The 16853-nt window shown below is 63.0% G+C and carries 13 protein-coding genes, 1 other RNA gene and 2 pseudogenes; 9 read left to right on the plus strand and 7 right to left on the minus strand.

Annotation, left to right across the window (positions count from 1 at the left end; translation table 11 throughout):
• Nucleotides 1-12: 12 nt before the first annotated feature.
• The 5 genes from recR to ffs all read right to left on the minus strand — a co-directional run bounded on the left by recR (nucleotide 13) and on the right by ffs (nucleotide 4289).
• Complete coding sequence (gene recR / locus EJ069_RS20670) at nucleotides 13-618, minus strand: recombination mediator RecR (protein ID WP_042639939.1); 606 nt, start codon at nucleotides 616-618, stop codon at nucleotides 13-15.
• 99 nt (nucleotides 619-717) lie between these two features.
• Nucleotides 718-1704: a cell wall hydrolase gene (locus EJ069_RS20675; protein WP_126062881.1), complete on the minus strand. Its 987-nt coding sequence runs from the start codon at nucleotides 1702-1704 to the stop codon at nucleotides 718-720.
• Between the two features lie 218 nt (nucleotides 1705-1922).
• Nucleotides 1923-2246, minus strand: a complete 324-nt coding sequence (locus tag EJ069_RS20680) for a YbaB/EbfC family nucleoid-associated protein (protein ID WP_112127993.1) — start codon at nucleotides 2244-2246, stop codon at nucleotides 1923-1925.
• 22 nt (nucleotides 2247-2268) lie between these two features.
• Nucleotides 2269-4086, minus strand: a complete 1818-nt coding sequence (locus EJ069_RS20685; protein ID WP_126062882.1) for a DNA polymerase III subunit gamma/tau — start codon at nucleotides 4084-4086, stop codon at nucleotides 2269-2271.
• Between the two features lie 106 nt (nucleotides 4087-4192).
• Nucleotides 4193-4289: signal recognition particle sRNA small type (gene ffs, locus EJ069_RS20690), an RNA gene on the minus strand.
• 181 nt (nucleotides 4290-4470) lie between these two features.
• On the opposite strand from ffs, the gene EJ069_RS20695 reads away from it, so the two are divergent.
• The 3 genes from EJ069_RS20695 to EJ069_RS20705 are packed head-to-tail and all read left to right on the plus strand — an operon-like array spanning nucleotide 4471 to nucleotide 6180.
• Complete coding sequence (locus EJ069_RS20695; RefSeq protein WP_112127995.1) at nucleotides 4471-4890, plus strand: HIT family protein; 420 nt, start codon at nucleotides 4471-4473, stop codon at nucleotides 4888-4890.
• A 35-nt stretch (nucleotides 4891-4925) separates the two neighbouring features.
• Nucleotides 4926-5867: an NAD(+) diphosphatase gene (gene nudC / locus EJ069_RS20700; RefSeq protein WP_126062883.1), complete on the plus strand. Its 942-nt coding sequence runs from the start codon at nucleotides 4926-4928 to the stop codon at nucleotides 5865-5867.
• 10 nt (nucleotides 5868-5877) lie between these two features.
• Complete coding sequence (locus tag EJ069_RS20705; RefSeq protein WP_042639949.1) at nucleotides 5878-6180, plus strand: Dabb family protein; 303 nt, start codon at nucleotides 5878-5880, stop codon at nucleotides 6178-6180.
• Between the two features lie 400 nt (nucleotides 6181-6580).
• Here EJ069_RS20705 and EJ069_RS20710 read toward each other — a convergent pair.
• Nucleotides 6581-7443 (minus strand): annotated as a pseudogene (locus tag EJ069_RS20710) (prephenate dehydratase).
• 10 nt (nucleotides 7444-7453) lie between these two features.
• Nucleotides 7454-8182, minus strand: coding sequence for a 3-deoxy-manno-octulosonate cytidylyltransferase (locus EJ069_RS20715; RefSeq protein WP_126062884.1), 729 nt, complete (start codon nucleotides 8180-8182; stop codon nucleotides 7454-7456).
• Between the two features lie 193 nt (nucleotides 8183-8375).
• Between EJ069_RS20715 and EJ069_RS20720 the strand changes: the two genes are divergently transcribed.
• The 6 genes and pseudogenes from EJ069_RS20720 (at nucleotide 8376) to EJ069_RS20745 (ending at nucleotide 16824) form a co-directional block, all read left to right on the plus strand.
• Entirely contained in the window at nucleotides 8376-9020 is a 645-nt protein-coding gene (locus tag EJ069_RS20720) for a cytochrome c family protein (protein WP_126062885.1), read from the plus strand.
• Between the two features lie 158 nt (nucleotides 9021-9178).
• Nucleotides 9179-11058, plus strand: a pseudogene (locus tag EJ069_RS20725) (extracellular solute-binding protein).
• Nucleotides 11058-12935: an extracellular solute-binding protein gene (locus EJ069_RS20730; protein ID WP_126062886.1), complete on the plus strand. Its 1878-nt coding sequence runs from the start codon at nucleotides 11058-11060 to the stop codon at nucleotides 12933-12935. The pseudogene EJ069_RS20725 and the gene EJ069_RS20730 overlap by 1 nt, the downstream one beginning before the upstream one ends.
• Before the next feature lie 30 nt (nucleotides 12936-12965).
• A complete protein-coding gene (locus tag EJ069_RS20735) occupies nucleotides 12966-14060 on the plus strand; it encodes a microcin C ABC transporter permease YejB (protein ID WP_126062887.1) in 1095 nt (364 codons plus the stop codon).
• A complete protein-coding gene (locus EJ069_RS20740; protein ID WP_126062888.1) occupies nucleotides 14060-15199 on the plus strand; it encodes an ABC transporter permease in 1140 nt (379 codons plus the stop codon). Before EJ069_RS20735 ends, EJ069_RS20740 begins: the two co-directional genes overlap by 1 nt.
• Entirely contained in the window at nucleotides 15196-16824 is a 1629-nt protein-coding gene (locus EJ069_RS20745) for an ABC transporter ATP-binding protein (RefSeq protein ID WP_126062889.1), read from the plus strand. The genes EJ069_RS20740 and EJ069_RS20745 overlap by 4 nt, the downstream gene beginning before the upstream one ends.
• Nucleotides 16825-16853: the final 29 nt, after the last annotated feature.

Consider the following 16853-nt stretch of genomic DNA (forward strand, 5'->3'; position numbering starts at 1 on the left):
TCCGCAGTCCCCTCAAAACGCCGTCCTTGACCTCAGCGCCGCGGCCAGCGTGCCTTCGTCGAGATAATCCAGCTCGCCGCCGACCGGCACGCCATGCGCCAGCCGCGTCACCTTCACATCGAAGCCGGACAGCTGATCGGTCAAGTAGTGCGCGGTCGTCTGCCCCTCGACGGTGGCGTTGACGGCGAGGATGACTTCCTTCACCTCGCCGCCGGCGATGCGGTCAACCAGGGAGCGGATGTTGAGCTGGTCGGGACCGATGCCGTCGAGCGGCGACAGCGTGCCGCCGAGCACGTGGTAGCGCACGTTCATGGCGGCCGCGCGCTCCAGCGCCCAGAGGTCGGAGACATCCTCGACGACGATCAGCGTGCCGGCGTCGCGGCGTGGATCGGTGCAGATCATGCACGGGTCGGAGGTGTCGACATTGCCGCAGGTCGAGCAGATGCGCACCTTGTCGACCGCCTCGCCCATGGCGGCGGCCAAAGGCTCGAGCAGCTGCTCCTTCTTCTTGATGAGATGGAGCGCGGCGCGCCTGGCCGAGCGCGGCCCAAGCCCCGGCACCTTGGCCAGGAGCTGGATCAGGCGTTCGATTTCCGGACCGGCGATTCTCTTCGACATCGCCCTGATCTAGGATTTTTCCGAGCGGTTTGGAACAGCCGCAACGACACAGGGCCCGCCATGCTGCCATGACGGGCCCTGCGTCGGATGCAATCGGGTTCAGTTGGTTTCGAGCGGCCGGTCCTGGCTGACGATCATCGCGCCGATCGCGTCGGTGTTCTCAGGCGTCGACTGGAAGCCCATCGACGCTTCCTGCGTCGCTTTGGGCACCGAGGTGATGTAGCGGCCCTTGAGCGTGCCGCCAAAACGCGAGGCGTCCGGCTCGGCCATCGGCTCCTGCATAGCCACGACCGTCGGCTTCTGCGCGAGGCGGCCGGATTTCTGCGACGGCGCAGCAGCGGCCGTCACATAGGTCTGTTCGGCCGGAACGATTGCCGCCTTGGCCGGAAGCGTCGGTTCGGCAGCGTTCATCGCGGCCTGCTTGGCCGGATCTTGCCGCACGATCGTCTTGACCACCGGCTCGGCGGAAGCCACCAGCACGGGCGCGGTTGGGTCGATTTTCTGCTGCTTGCCGGAGGCCATGGCGACCATCGGCTCGTCCGGAAGCGGCTGCCAGTTGCGGCCGCGCTTCTCATAGAAGGCGTTGCCGCCGGCCACCATCGTGTAATGCATGTTGTTATAGGGGAAACGCAGGCCGGCGGTGTGGAAATACATCGTGTTCTTGAGCTTGGCCTTGCGCTCGCCTCTCAGCACCGCGTCCGCGGCTTCCTCGACATCGGGCAGCGCCCTGGAATTCATCGGCCGCGTCAGAACGCCCGGCGCGAACTGGCCTTTCTCGCCGACGACCTCGCAGATGGTGTTGCCATGCTGGCCCGAACGCAAACGGTTCATCACGACCGTGCCGACGGCGATCATGCCGTCGCGGCTCGACCGGTTGGACTCGAAGAACATCGCCCTTTGCAGGCATTCCTTGTCCTTCAGCGAGTGGCTGGAGGAACGCGTGAGGAAGCTCGGCGTCAGCGCGTCGGTCAGTCCCGACACCGACATGCCATGGGAGGAAGTGGTCTGGCTGCAGCCGGCCAGGAGCAAGGGGGAAGTGACGATGCCGATAAGCAGCAGCGGCGTCTTCCATCGCGTCGCGATCACCAAAAAAGCCTCATGTCCAAGATGCCAGCCCGCCCCGAGATGTGGCAAGAATGAGACTCTTTCAGGCAAAAAGATGGCTAGATGGTTAGCGACTTCTGGACTTGGGTAAAACTTTATGAAAGCCGCGAAATGAGCCCGTGAGCATTGCCGGCAAAATGGTTAATATTGCCGTCCGGGCTCGATTTCCGTTCATAATCAATTAACTGGCGGAGGCCGCCTCAGAACGGCAATTTCATTCCGGGCGGAATCGGCAGGCCCGCCGTCAACGCCTTGGTCTTCTCCTGCATGACCTGCTCGACCTTACTTTTGGCGTCATTGTGGGCGGCCAGGATGAGGTCCTCGAGGATCTCGGCTTCGTCCGCCTTGATCAGCGACGGATCGATCTTCAACGCCTTCATCTCGAACTTGCCGGTGAGCGTGATGCTGACGAGGCCGCCGCCGGCCTGGCCGGTGGCTTCAAGCGTGGCGATCTCGTCCTGCATGGCCTGGAACTTGGCCTGCATTTCCTTCGCCTTGCCCATCAGGCCGAGAAGATCTTTCATCGGATGGTCCTCTAAGATTGTTTCAGATTTCGTCGTCGTCGGACGCGGGCTCGACCGGAACTTCGGCTTCGGCCTCTTCCACGTCCGGCACATCCGGAATGCGCACGTCGATGATCTTGGCGCCCGGGAAGCGAGCGAGGATGGCCGCGACAGTCGGATCCGCCTTGGCGTCGGAGAAGGCGTTCTCGCGCTTGGTCGTCTCCATCTCGGCCAGTGTCTGGCCGCCCTCTTCCTTCGACAGCGACACCAGCCAGTTGCGGCCGGTCCAGGCGCGCAGCTTGGACGTCAAGTCGTTGAGCAGCATCTTCGGCGCGTCGTCGGTCAGGGTGACGTCGAGACGGCCGGGCTCGATGCGCACCGGCCGAACGCAGCGTTTCAGCAGCACCTTGAAGGCGATGTCGCGATTGGCGTCGGCGAGCGCGACGATGTCGGCCAGCGACTTGACCGGAACGACAGGCGTTTCGGCGACCGGCGCCGGTTGCGGAACGTAGGCCTCCGGCACAGGCTGCGCATCGACCAGCCGCATCGTCTGAGCGCCCCCATTTGAACTGGGCATCCGCGCCTGCGCCACGGCACTGGCGCCGCCGCCATTGCCCGGATTGGCCGGTGCGCCATTGGCGCGCGGCGCGCCGTTCGGCAACGGGCCTGCGCCTTCCAGCGATTTCAGCGCCTCGTCCAGCGTCGGCAGGTCGGCGGCATGCGCCAGCCTGATCAGCACCATCTCGCCGGCGCTGACCGGCCGGTTGGAGGACTGCACCTCGGGAATGCCCTTGAGCAGCATCTGCCAGGTCCGCGACAGCACGCGCACTGACAATGTGCCTGCGAATTCGGCGCCGCGTCGGCGCTCGTCCTCGGAAAGCGACGCGTCGTCGGCCGCGGCCGGCACGAAGCGCAGGCGGGTGACGAGGTGGTTGAACTCGGCAAGATCGGTGAGCACGGCGGCCGGATCGGCGCCGGTGTCGTATTGCGCACGGAACTCGGCAAGCGCCGCCGCCACCTCGCCTTTCATGACATATTCGAACAGGTCGATGATGCGGGCGCGGTCGGCGAGGCCGAGCATGGCGCGCACCGCATCGGCGCTGACGGTGCCGCTGCCATGGGCGATCGCCTGGTCAAGGATGGAGAGCGAATCGCGCGCCGAGCCCTCGGCGGCCCGCGCGATCATCGCGAGCGCCTCGTCGTCGACGGAAATGCCTTCCTTGGCGGCGATCGAGGACAGATGCCCGACCAGCGCGCCAGCATCTATGCGCCTCAGGTCGAAGCGCTGGCAGCGCGACAGCACCGTGATCGGCACCTTGCGGATCTCGGTGGTGGCGAAGATGAATTTGACGTGCGGCGGCGGCTCTTCCAGCGTCTTCAGCAGGCCGTTGAAGGCCTGGGTGGAGAGCATGTGCACTTCGTCGATGATGTAGACCTTGTAGCGGGCCGAGACCGGCGCATAGCGCACCCGGTCGATGATGTCCCTGATGTCGTCGATGCCGGTGTGCGAGGCGGCGTCCATCTCGATGACGTCGACATGGCGGCCTTCCATGATCGCCTGGCAATGCTCGCCGGGGATCGAAAGGTCGACGGAGGGCTGGTCGACGGCCGCGGTCTTGTAGTTGAGGGCCCGCGCGAGGATGCGCGCTGTCGTCGTCTTGCCGACGCCGCGCACGCCCGTCAGCATCCAGGCCTGGGCGATGCGGCCGGTGGCAAAGGCATTGGTCAGCGTGCGGACCATCGGCTCCTGGCCGATCAGCTCGGAGAAATTCGAGGGACGATATTTACGCGCCAGGACGCGATAGGCGCCGGCCTTGCCGGTCTCCAGGCTTTCCGTCCCCAAGTTTCCGGCTTCGCTCATTCGCCGTCAAAAGCTCCCAGGACCGCGACGGAAGGCGGCCGATTCCTGCGCATAGTCTCGCCCGCACGGCTTGGCGCCGTCAATGTCGCGGGAGAAAGGCGAAGAGGTGGGAGGCTGGAACAATGACCCGTTCCGGGCTCGTTAGGGCTGCTTCCTTCCGGACCTGACCCGGTTGGCGAGTGGATCGTCCACCACCAACCTCCCGCGCTCCATATCGGCAATTCAGCGGCGAAATGCAAGGGCAGAGCCGGAGCCTGCGGCCATATGGAGACCGGAAAGTCCTTCAAATCGCCAAGAGCGGTCAATGAATCGCTTGCAGCCACCTTGCCGCCGCTCTAGCGTTCGTTGGTTTGAAGAATGATACAAGAAACAAAGGAAACGCCCATGCTGCCTGGCCTCAAGGCCGGTTTCACGCTGGACGCCCGTCTGGAGGCGGACAGCGAGCAGCTTATGTGGCTTGGCCTTTGCGAACTCCGATTGATGAATGATCGCCGCTGGCCGTGGCTGGTGCTGGTGCCGCAGCGTCCGGGCATCGAGGAGTTGCACGAGATGACGCCGCTCGACCAGGCGATGCTGACCTTCGAGACCAATATGGTGGCGCAGGCGCTGAAGCGGGTGACCGGTTGCACCAAGATAAACACCGGCGCTCTGGGCAACATCGTGCGCCAGCTGCATGTCCATGTCGTCGCCCGCTCCGAGGGCGACCCCGGCTGGCCGGGTCCGGTCTGGGGGCACGGCATACGCGAACCCTATCAGCGCTCCGATATCAGGCGGTTTGCCGAAACGATCAAGGCGGCGCTATAAGCTGACCAGTGTCCACCAGCATATCCCGAGTCCCCATGAGCTTCCGCCTGTTTGACGCGCCCTTGCGCGAGCCGAGCCAGTTTGTCGGTTTCGCCGGCAACCGGATCGACCGGCAGTCCGAGAACCGCGCCGACGACGCGGTCGAAAAGGCGCTGGCCGACCAGACCACGCGGCTGATGCTTATGCATGCCGGCCGGCTTTACCTCAAACTCGATGACGGCAAATTCGACCCCTGGTTCAACGTGGCCGAGAGCGAGACCTTCGATGTCTCGCTCGACCGTGGCGTGCTGCTCGGCTTCTCCGAGGAAGGCCCGGTGCTGGCCGTGCCGGCGGGCATCGAACCGGAAAATCTCCCCGAGACGGTCAAGGCGATCGACTATCGTTCCGTCTATATGCAAGGGCTGATCGACGAGGCGGCGGCCGGCGCGCTGGCGCAAGGGGCGGCGCTGCTCGCCTGGCACGCCAGCCACGCCTTCTGCTCGAAATGCGGGAACCGCTCGGAGATGCGCGCCGGCGGTTACAGGCGCCACTGTCCGGCCTGCGGAACCGACCATTTCCCGCGCACCGACCCGGTGGCGATCATGCTGACGGCAACGCGCGAGAAATGCCTGCTGGGGCGCGGCCGGCATTTCGCGCCAGGCATGTATTCGGCGCTTGCCGGCTTCATCGAGCCGGGCGAGACGATCGAGGCGGCGGTGCGGCGCGAGACGCTGGAAGAGGCCGGCATCCGGCTCGGCCGCGTCGTCTACCACGCCAGCCAGCCCTGGCCGTTCCCCTATTCGCTGATGATCGGCTGTTTCGGCGAGCCGCTCAACGAGGATATCCAGGCCGACCTCAACGAGTTGGAGGACTGCCGCTGGTTCTTCCGAGACGAGGTGCGCACGATGCTGGACAGGACGCATGCCGACGGCCTGATCACACCGCCGAAAGGGGCGATCGCCCATCACCTCATCCGCGCCTGGGTCGACAGCGAATAGGAGCGCAAGAATGATCCGTCATACCGTGGTGTTCACCTTGAAGCACGAGCCGCATTCGCTGGAAACGAAGCGCTTCCTGCACGACGCGAAGAAGATCCTGACCGGGATCAAGGGTGTGACGCATTTCGAGCAATTGCGGCAGGTGAGCCCGAAGAACGACTATCAGTTCGGCTTCTCGATGGAGTTCGCCGACCAGGCGGCCTACACGCGCTATAACGAGCACCCCGACCACGTCGCCTTCGTGCGCGATCGCTGGGTGCCGGAGGTGGAGAAGTTCTTGGAGATCGACTACGTGCCGCTAGGCTGGGGGTGATATCGGGTTGAACGCAAACGCCGGAGGTCAGCGAAGGCCTTCGTGCTTCGTCATCCACGGGCGAAGCAAGGAGCGAAGCGACGCGCGTAGACCCGAGGATCCATGCCGTGACTTCGACGCGTTGCGGCGATCCAGAATTCTGCTCCGCTGCGCCTCTCGACTGGGGTAACGGCATGGATCCTCGGGTCTTCGCTCCGCTTCGCGTCGCTCCGCCCGTGGATGACGACTTCGCGAGGGCTCCCGCCAATCTCGAAGGTCGTGAGTTCCGAACCGCCGGTTGACGGCCACTAAAGCGCGTCGCGATCTTTCAGATTCGCTCCACGCGCTTTAGGTTTTTTGATTTTACGCATGTCTTTATCCCGAAACCGGTTCCCACTTTCGGGAGACATGCTTTAACCGGTCAATCCGCCACCTTCCACTGCTCGCGCGAGGCGCTTGCCGGGTAGACGCCGAGGATGCGCATTTCGCGCGAGAAGAAGCGTAGCTCGTCCAGCGCCAGCTTGACCAGCGGATCGTCCGGATGGCCTTCGATGTCGGCGTAGAACAGCGTCGCGGTGAAGGCCCTAACTGGTAGCTCTCGAGCTTGGTCATGTTGATGCCGTTGGTGGCGAAGCCGCCCATGGCCTTGTAAAGCGCGGCAGGCACGTTGCGGACGCGGAAGATGAAGGTCGTCATCATCTTGGCGTCCGGCGTGGGCCGTTCCACCCATTGCTTGTTCTTGGTCAGCACGACGAAGCGGGTGACGTTGGAATCGGTGTCCTCGACATTCTTCTCGATGATGTCGAGCCCATAGAGCTCGGCGGCCAAAGCCGGCGCCAGCGAGGCCATGGTGCGATCCTTGACCTCCGACACCATCTTCGCCGAACCCGCCGTGTCACCGGCAATCACCGGCTTCCAGCCGTTCTTGCGGATATATTTGCGGCACTGTCCCAGCGCATGGATGTGGCTGTGCACGGTCTTGATCTCTTCGCGCTTCACCCCGGGCAGCACCATCAGCTGGAAATGGATCGGCAGGAAATACTCGCCGACGATGTGCAGCTTCGATTCCGGCAACAGGTGATGGATGTCGGCGACGCGGCCGGCGATCGTATTCTCGATCGGGATCATGGCGAGCTCGGCCTTGCCGGTCTCGACCGCGTTGAAAGCGTCCTCGAAGGTCGGGCAGGGCAACGGTTCCATCGACGGGAACATGTTGCGGCAGGCCGTGTCGGAGTTCGCGCCGGGTTCGCCCTGGAAGGAGATTCTGTTGGTCTTTGCGGTCATGCGGATGGTCTCAGCTTGAAAGGATCTGCCTGGCGCGTTCCAAGTCGTGCGGCGTGTCGACGCCAAGCGGCAGCGATTTGACGATCTCGGCGTCGATGCGCATGCCGGCTTCCAGCGCGCGCAATTGCTCCAGCCGCTCGCGCCGCTCCAGCGGCGACGGCTTCAGCGCCACGAAGCGTTCGAGCGCGGCACGGCGATAGGCGTATAGGCCGATATGATGGTAGAGCGGCCCCTCGCCCCAGGGCGCGGTGGCGCGGGTGAAATAAAGCGCTTTCAGCCGTGTCGCGGATCGCGGCGAGCCGACGATCTTGACGACATTAGGGTTGGTCTTCTCCTCGTCGCGCACGATCTCGACGCCAAGCGTAGCGATGTCGACCGATCTGTCCTCAAACGGCCGCAGCGACGCGCCGATGATCTCGGGATCGATGGTCGGCAGGTCGCCCTGGACATTGACGATCGTTTCCACCTGCTTTTCAGGGTCGAGGGCGGTCAGCGCCTCGAAGATGCGGTCGGAACCCGATTCGTGATCCATGCGGGTCATGACCGCCTCGAAGCCGTGGGATCGTACGGCCTCCGCGACCGCCTGGGTGTCGGTCGCCACCACGACGCGGCCAAGCCCGGCCTCGGCTGCGCGGCGGGCGACTTGGACGATCATCGGCGCGCCCGCAATGTCGGCCAGCGGCTTGCCCGGCAGACGCGTCGAGGCCATGCGGGCGGGGATCAGGATCAAGGTTGACATCGGATTTTGGAGCGGTCGAAAAACGGGGATGGAAAAGTGGCAAAAGGTCTCACTGGAAGCGCCCTTATAGGTGTTGCAACGCCAGAGCAAAAGACCTAGTTTCCGCCCGATTTGACTGGCCTTTCAGGGCAGTTCGCGATACCGACGGACGGAGTGGACGGGACGGTCCGCCGGAAAAGGGAGCAAGGGGCGTATGGATTCCAACGAAGTCAACAAGCTGCTCGGCGGATTTCTGGGAACCTGCTTCATCGTCTTTTCGATAGGCCTCGTCTCGGACGGCCTGTTCGCCTCGCCCGCCCCCGAAAAGCCCGGCTTTGCCATCGAGGCGCAGGAGCCGACCGAAGGCGGCGCGGCCGCGCCGGCCGCGGCTGAAAAGCCGATCGCCGACCTGCTTGCCGGCGCCAGCGCCGACGCGGGCGCCGCCATCTTCAAAAAGTGCCAGGCCTGCCATTCCGGCGAAAAGGGCGGCCCGAACAAGGTCGGTCCGGATCTCTGGGACATCGTCGACCGCCCCGTCGCCGAGCATGAAGGCTTTGCCTATTCGTCTGGCATGAAGGATTTTTCCAAGGGCGGCCAGGAGCACTGGACGTACGACAACCTCAATCACTTCATCACCTCGCCGAAGAAGTTCGTGAAGGGCACGGCGATGGGCTTCGCCGGCCTGCCGAAGGAAGAAGACCGCGCCAATGTGATCGCCTATCTGCGCACGCTGTCGGACAATCCGAAGCCGCTGCCGCAGCCGGACGCCGCCGCCGACGCCTCGGCAAAGCCGGCGGATGGCGCCGCCAAGCCGGCCGAGGGAACCGCTCCAGCCAAGCCCGCGGCCCCCGCTCAATAAACAATTTGTAATGGTGATATCCTCAGAAAAGCCGGGTTCGTCCCGGCTTTTCTGTTAGGAATGCTGCATGGACAGCGACAAAGGCCGTCCCTTGCGGTTTCCACCGCCGTCAAATGATCTAGATTGCGGGTGGTTGGAACTAGCGACGAGGAGAACGCATGAAGGTTGGCCGATTCCGCACGCTTTTCGCATCGGCGCTGGCCCTCGCCTTCGCCGCCAGCCTGCAGGCCAGCTTCGCCGATGAATGGCACACGACGTCCTCGCTGATCGGACCTTCCAAATACGGCGAGAGCTTCCAGCTCTACGACTACGTCAATCCGGATGCGCCGAAGGGCGGTACTTACAACTCCGTTGTTGTGGGCACCTTCGACAGCTTCAACCCTTACATTGTGCAGGGATCGCCGGCCGCCGGCTTCGCAGAGTTCGGCGGCGGCCTGCTCTATGACACGCTGATGGACCAGGCGACGGATGAGGGTAGCGTCAGCCATCCTCTGATTGCCGAGGCCTACAAATATCCGTCGGATTATTCGTCTGCGACCTATCGGCTCAATGCTCAAGCCAAATGGCATGACGGACAGCCGATCACCGCCGACGACGTGATCTGGTCGTTCCAGGTGCTGAAGGCCAACAGCCCGATGTATAGCCGCTATTTCGAGAACGTGACCGAGGCCGTCGCCATTTCGGACCGGGAGGTCGAGTTCCATTTCAACCAGAAGGGCAATCGGGAACTGCCCAAGATCCTCGGCGACCTCGTCGTCTTGCCGAAGCACTGGTGGGAGGGCACCGACCCAGCGGCAAGAAGCGCGACATAACCAAGTCGACGCTGGAACCGCCGCTCGGCTCCGCCGCCTATAAGATCGCCAGCTTCAAGCCGGGCTCGGAGATCGTTTGGCAACGCGTTCCGGATTATTGGGGCGCCAAGCTGCCGGTGAAGATCGGCCGCGAGAATTTCGACATCCAGCGCTTCACCTACATCCTGGACGACAATGCCGCATGGCAGGCCTTCACCAAGGGCGGATTTCAGGATCTCAAACCGGAGAACAGCTCGAGGCGTTGGGCGACATTCTACAATTTCCCGGCGATCAAGGCTGGCGACGTGATCAAGAAGGAGTTCAAGACCACCTCGCCCGAGCCGATGCAGGCTTTCATGCTCAACCAGCGGCGCCGACTATTCCAGGATCGTCTTGTGCGGGCAGCACTGACATATCCATTCGATTTCGAGACGATGAACCGCACGCTGTTCTACAACTCGAACACGCGTACCCAGAGCTATTTCCAGGGCACGGAACTTGCGTCGAGCGGGCTGCCGCAAGGCAAGGAACTCGAAATCCTGGAGAAGTATCGCGACAAGCTTCCGCCGGAACTCTTCACACAGGAATTCAAGCTGCCGGTCTATGATTCCCCGCAAGCGGAACGGAAATACCTGAAGCAGGCGGTCGATCTCTTCGCCCAGGCAGGCTGGGTGATCAAAGGCGGCAAGATGGTGAACGCCAAGACCGGCGAGCCATTCAAATTCGAAGTCCTCGGCGCGGCCGACACGGACCAGGTGATTTCCAGCCCTTGGATCGCTAATCTGCGCAAGATCGGTGTCGATGCGACGCTGCGCATCATCGATCCGACGCAGTACATCAACAGGCGCAACAATTTCGACTACGACGTCATCATCGGCCAGCTTGGGCAGTCGGAATCGCCTGGGAACGAGCAGCGAGACTTCTGGAGTTCGAAGGCGGCGGACACGCCAGGATCGCGCAACTATGCCGGCATCAAGAGCCCGGTCGTCGATGCGCTCGTCGACCGCATCATCTTCGCCACCGACCGCGACGATCTCATCGCCACGACCCATGCGCTCGATCGCGTCCTGTTGTGGAACTACTATACCGTGCCACAATATTACCGCGCGGTGGTTTGGCTTGCCTACTGGAACAAGTTCGGCATGCCTGAGAAGCAGCCCACCTACCGCGGTGCCGACATCGATTCCTGGTGGATCGACCCCGCGAAGGAAAAGGCGCTGGCAGCCAAGTACAAGGGGCTCAATTGATGGAGCGGCGGACTTTGCTTCCTCGCCGCGATTTCCTGGCGCTCGGCGCCGCAGCCACTGCCGCAGCACTGCTGCCAGGCCGGGCGTTTGCCGACACGCCGACCGGCGTCAAGCTGCACGGCCTGTCGGCCTTCGGCGATTTGAAATACAAGCCCGACTTCACGCATTTCGACTATGTCAATGTCGATGCGCCGCAAGGCGGCACCTTCAACTTCTCGCCGCCCAACTGGGGACAAAACCAGAGCCCGCAGACCTTCAACACGCTGAATTCGTTCGTCCCTAAGGGCGATTCCCCGCAGCGCATGGAAATGTGCTTCGATACGCTGATGGCGAGGGCGCTCGACGAGCCGGACGCGGTCTATGGGCTGATCGCCGAGGGTGTCACGATCTCGGACGACCGCAACGTCTTCACCTTCTCGCTGCGCCCGCAGGCACGCTTCCATGACGGCACGCCGCTCACCGCCGACGACGTCGCCTTCACCTACAAGCTGCTGAAGGACAAAGGGCATCCGGATTATGCGCTGTCGCTGACGCATCTGGAAGATGCCGTGGCGAAAGACACCCATACGGTCGAGCTTAAATTCTCCGGCAAGCAGTCGGCCCGCACCATCCTGAACGTGGTCGGATTCCCGATCCTTTCGAAGGCCTTCTTCACCGCCAATCCCTTCGACTCCTCCCAGCTCAACCCGCCGCTCGGCTCAAGTGCCTACAAGGTCGGGCGCTGGTCGGCAGGCGCCTGGATCGAATATGAGCGCGTGGCCGACTATTGGGGTAACGACCTGCCGGTCAACCGCGGCCAGAACAATTTCGGACGTATCCGCATCGAATTCTACCAGGATCGCACGGCCGGCTTCGAAGCCTTCAAGAAGGGCGAGATCCTCTACCGCGAGGAGTTCACGTCACGAGTCTGGGCGACGGCTTACGCCTTTCCGGCCTTTACCGCCGGCAAGGTGATCAAGCATGAGTTCCCGGCCGAAACCACACCTTCCATGCAGGCCACCGCAGTCAACCAGCGGCGCGAGCAATTCAAGGACCCACGCGTGCGGCAGGCGATCGCGCTCTGCTTCGATTTCGAATGGACGCGGCGCAACTTCTTCTATGGCTCCTATGAACGCTCGCAGTCCTGCTTCGAGAAATCCGACTTCCGGGCTACGGGCATGCCGTCGCCGCAGGAGCTGGCGCTGCTGGAACCGCTGCGCGACCAGCTACCGCCGGAGATCTTCGGTGAAGCGGTGACGCAACCGCCATCGGACGGGTCCGGACGAGACCGCAAGCAACTGGGCGCTGCGCTGAAATTGCTCGCAGAGGCTGGCTGGAAACGCTCCGGCGATTTCGTGCTCAATGACAAGGGCGGCCGGCTGGCGGCTGAATTTCTGGTCGACGACGAGACCTTCGTGCAGGTCTATTCGCCCTGGGTCGCCAACATGAAGGCCATCGGCATCGATGCCTCGATCCGCCTGGTGGATTCGGCGCAGTACCAGCTCAGGCAATCGACATTCGATTTCGACCTGCTGTCGGCCGCCTTCAATTTCAGCGCCACGCCAACCCGCGACGATCTGGAGATCTTCTTCCACTCGCGCAGCGCCGCAGTGTCGGGCTCGCGCAACCTGTCGGGCATTGCAAGCCCGGCCGTCGATGCGCTGATCGATGCCGTCGGCGCTGCCAAAGACCGTGAAAGCCTGGCCACCGCCATGCGCGCGTTGGACCGGGCCTTGCGCGCGCGGCGCGATTGGATTCCAAGTTGGTATCTGGCGAATCACCGAAGCGCCTATTGGGACATGTTCGGCTTTCCAGAGCAGAAACCCGATTTCGGCTTTCCGGTCGAGGCGCTGTGGTGGTTCGACAAGGGCAAGGCGGCAAAGATTGGCAAAGCCTGACATGATCATCCGCGCGGGGCCCGTCGCCTGATGGGCGCCTATATCCTGCGCCGCATTCTTCTCATGATCCCGACGCTGTTCGGCATCATGGCGATCTCCTTCGCGGTCATCCAGTTCGCGCCGGGCGGGCCGGTCGAGCAGGTGATTGCCAAGCTGACCAACCAGGGCGGCAACGACCGCCTCGGCAGCGGTGGCGGCGACGCCGGCGGCGGCAATCTCGACGTAGCCGGCGATGTCGGCTCGAAATATCGCGGCGCGCAGGGGCTCGATCCTGAATTCATCAAGAAGCTGGAAAAGCAGTTCGGCTTCGACAAGCCGCCGCTCGAGCGTTTCGGCATGATGCTGTGGAACTATATCCGCTTCGATTTCGGCGACAGCTATTTCCGCGATATCTCGGTGCTGAACCTGATCCTGGAGAAGATGCCGGTCTCGATTTCCATCGGCCTGTGGATCACGCTTTTGTCCTACCTGATCTCGATCCCGCTCGGCATCCGCAAGGCGGTGAAGGACGGCTCGACCTTCGACGTGTGGACCAGCGGCGTCGTCATCGTCGGCTATGCCATTCCCGGCTTCCTGTTCGGCATCCTCTTGATGGTGCTGTTTGCCGGCGGTTCGTTCTGGGACTGGTTCCCGCTGCGCGGCATCGTTTCGGACAATTGGGACCAGCTGTCCTGGCCCGCCAAGATCGCCGACTATTTCTGGCATATGACGCTGCCGTTGACAGCACTGGTGCTGTCGGCCTTCGCCACGACGACGCTGCTGACCAAGAACTCCTTCCTCGAAGAGATCCGCAAGCAATATGTCGTGACGGCGCGCGCCAAGGGCCTGTCGGAGCACAAGGTGCTCTATGGCCATGTCTTCCGCAACGCCATGCTGATCGTGATCGCAGGCTTCCCCGGCGCCTTCATCTCGGCCTTCTTCACCGGCTCGCTGCTGATCGAGAACATCTTCTCGCTCGACGGCCTCGGCCTGCTCGGCTTCAAGTCGGTGATCGACCGCGACTATCCGGTGGTGTTCGCCACGCTCTACATCTTTTCGCTGCTTGGCCTGTTCGTCGGCCTGTTGTCCGACCTGATCTACACCTGGGTCGATCCGCGCATCGACTTCGAGCGGAGAGACATCTGATGGCCGAGGCTGCGATCGAAAGCGCGCCGGCCAGGCCTCGCAGGCCATTTCTGTCGCCGCTCAACCAGAGGCGGCTGCAGAATTTCAAGGCCAACCGGCGGGGCTACTGGTCGCTCTGGATCTTCCTGCTCCTGTTCGTGCTGTCGCTGTTTTCCGAGCTGATCGCCAATGACAAGCCGATCATCGCCTCCTACAAGGGCGAGATCCTGTTTCCGGTCCTGGTCGCCTATCCGGAAGAGAAGTTCGGTGGTTTCTACGCCGTCACCGATTATCGCGATCCGGTCATCCAGGACGAGATCAATGCCAATGGCTGGATGATCTGGCCGCCGGTCCGTTACTCCTATCAGACGGTCAACAACGCCATTCCGGAACCGGCGCCAGCAAAACCATCCTGGCTTTACGACAAGAACAAGCGCTGCGGCCAATACCCCAAGGGGGAGGCCGACGAGAACTGCGTTGTCGGCAACTGGAACTGGCTGGGCACCGACGACCAGGCCCGCGACGTGCTGGCGCGCGTGCTTTACGGCTTCCGCATCTCGGTTCTGTTCGGGCTGATCCTGACGCTCGGATCATCGCTGATCGGCGTCGCGGCCGGCGCGGTGCAGGGATATTTCGGCGGCTGGACCGACCTTCTCTTCCAGCGTTTCATCGAGATCTGGTCGGCGATCCCGGTGCTCTACCTGCTGCTTATCGTCTCGGCCATCCTGCCGCCCGGCTTCTTCATCCTGCTCGGCCTGATGCTGCTGTTCTCATGGGTAGCCCTTGTCGGCGTGGTGCGGGCCGAATTCCTGCGCGCCCGCAACTTCGAATATGTCAACGCGGCGCGTGCGCTCGGCGTGCCAAACCTCACCATCATGTTCCGGCACCTGTTGCCGAACGCCATGGTGGCGACGCTGACCTTCCTGCCCTTCCTGCTCTCCGGCTCGATCTCGACGCTGACCTCGCTCGACTATCTCGGCTTCGGCCTGCCGCCCGGCTCGGCCTCGCTCGGCGAATTGCTGAAACAGGCGCAACGGAACCTCAACGCGCCCTGGCTCGGCATTTCCGGCTTCATCGTGATCTCGCTGATGCTGTCGCTGCTGGTCTTCATCGGCGAGGCGACGCGCGACGCCTTCGATCCGCGCAAGACGTTCAAATGAGCGAAGCCCTGCTGTCCGTCCAAGATCTGAGCGTCGCCTTCGCGCAAGGCGGCAAGCAGTCCATCGCCGTCGATCATGTCTCGTTCGACATCGGCAAGGGCGAGACCGTTGCCCTGGTCGGGGAATCCGGCTCGGGCAAATCGGTGTCGGCGCTGTCGGTGCTGAAGCTCCTGCCCTATCCCGCCGCCAGCCATCCCTCGGGAAGAATCCTGTTCAGCGGCGCCGATCTGCTCGCCATGAACGAGAAGGCCTTGCGCGGCGTGCGTGGCAACAAGATCACCATGATCTTCCAGGAGCCGATGACCTCGCTCAACCCGCTGCACACGGTTGAGCAGCAGATCGTCGAGGTGCTGCAACTGCATCAAGGCCTGCGCGATGCTCAGGCCAGGACGCGCACGCTGGAGCTGCTCAACGAGGTCGGCATCCGCGAGCCGGAGAAACGTCTCGACGCCTACCCGCACCAGCTCTCCGGCGGCCAGCGCCAGCGCGTCATGATCGCCATGGCGCTCGCCAACGAGCCTGAGCTTTTGATCGCCGACGAGCCGACGACGGCGCTCGACGTGACCGTGCAGGCGCAGATCCTCCAACTGCTCGCGGAGTTGAAAAGCCGCAAGGGCATGTCGATGCTGTTCATCACGCACGACCTCGGCATCGTCAGAAAGATAGCCGACCGTGTCTGCGTGATGACCAAGGGTAAGATCGTCGAGACCGAGCCGACCAAGGAGATCTTCGCCAACCCGCAACATCCTTACACCAAGCATCTCTTGGCCGCCGAGCCGAAGGGCAAGCCGCCTGCGGCAGACCCGGGCGCCAAATCCGTCATGACGGGCAAGGACATGAAAGTCTGGTTCCCGATCAAGAGAGGCTTCTTTCGCAAGACCGTCGACCATGTGAAGGCGGTGGACGGCATCGACGTCACCGTGCGCGCCGGCCAGACGCTGGGCGTGGTCGGCGAATCCGGCTCGGGCAAGACGACGCTCGGGCTGGCGCTCGCGCGGATGATCTCCTCGACCGGCACGATCAACTTCAACGGACGCGACATCAACCAGCTTTCCTTCAGCGCCATGCGGCCGCTCAGGCGCGAATTGCAGATCGTTTTCCAAGACCCGTTCGGGTCGCTCAGCCCACGCCTGTCGGTTTCCGAGATCATCGAGGAAGGGCTGAAGATCCACGAGCCGAAGCTCTCGCCCGATCAGCGCGACGACAAGGTGGTCGCCGTACTGAAGGAGGTCGGCCTCGATCCCGAAACGCGCCATCGCTACCCGCACGAATTCTCCGGCGGCCAGCGGCAGCGCGTGGCGATCGCGCGCGCCATGGTGCTCAATCCGCGCTTCGTCATGCTCGATGAGCCGACCTCGGCGCTCGACATGAGCGTGCAGGCGCAGGTGGTCGATCTTTTGCGCAACCTGCAGGCCAAGCACAATCTCGCCTATCTCTTCATCAGCCACGACCTCAAGGTCGTCCGCGCCCTTGCCAATGACGTCATCGTCATGCGCAATGGCAAGGTCGTCGAAGCGGGACCTTCCGAACAGATCTTCGGCAGCCCGCAGACCGACTATACGCGGGCGCTGATGGCGGCGGCCTTCAAGATCGAGACGGCGCCGACCGGCGTGGTCAGCGAATAGACCCGGCTTGATTGACGTAACAAGGACTG

Origin of the sequence: Mesorhizobium sp. M2A.F.Ca.ET.043.05.1.1 (genome assembly GCF_003952445.1) — a bacterium.
In the GTDB taxonomy this organism is placed as follows: domain Bacteria; phylum Pseudomonadota; class Alphaproteobacteria; order Rhizobiales; family Rhizobiaceae; genus Mesorhizobium.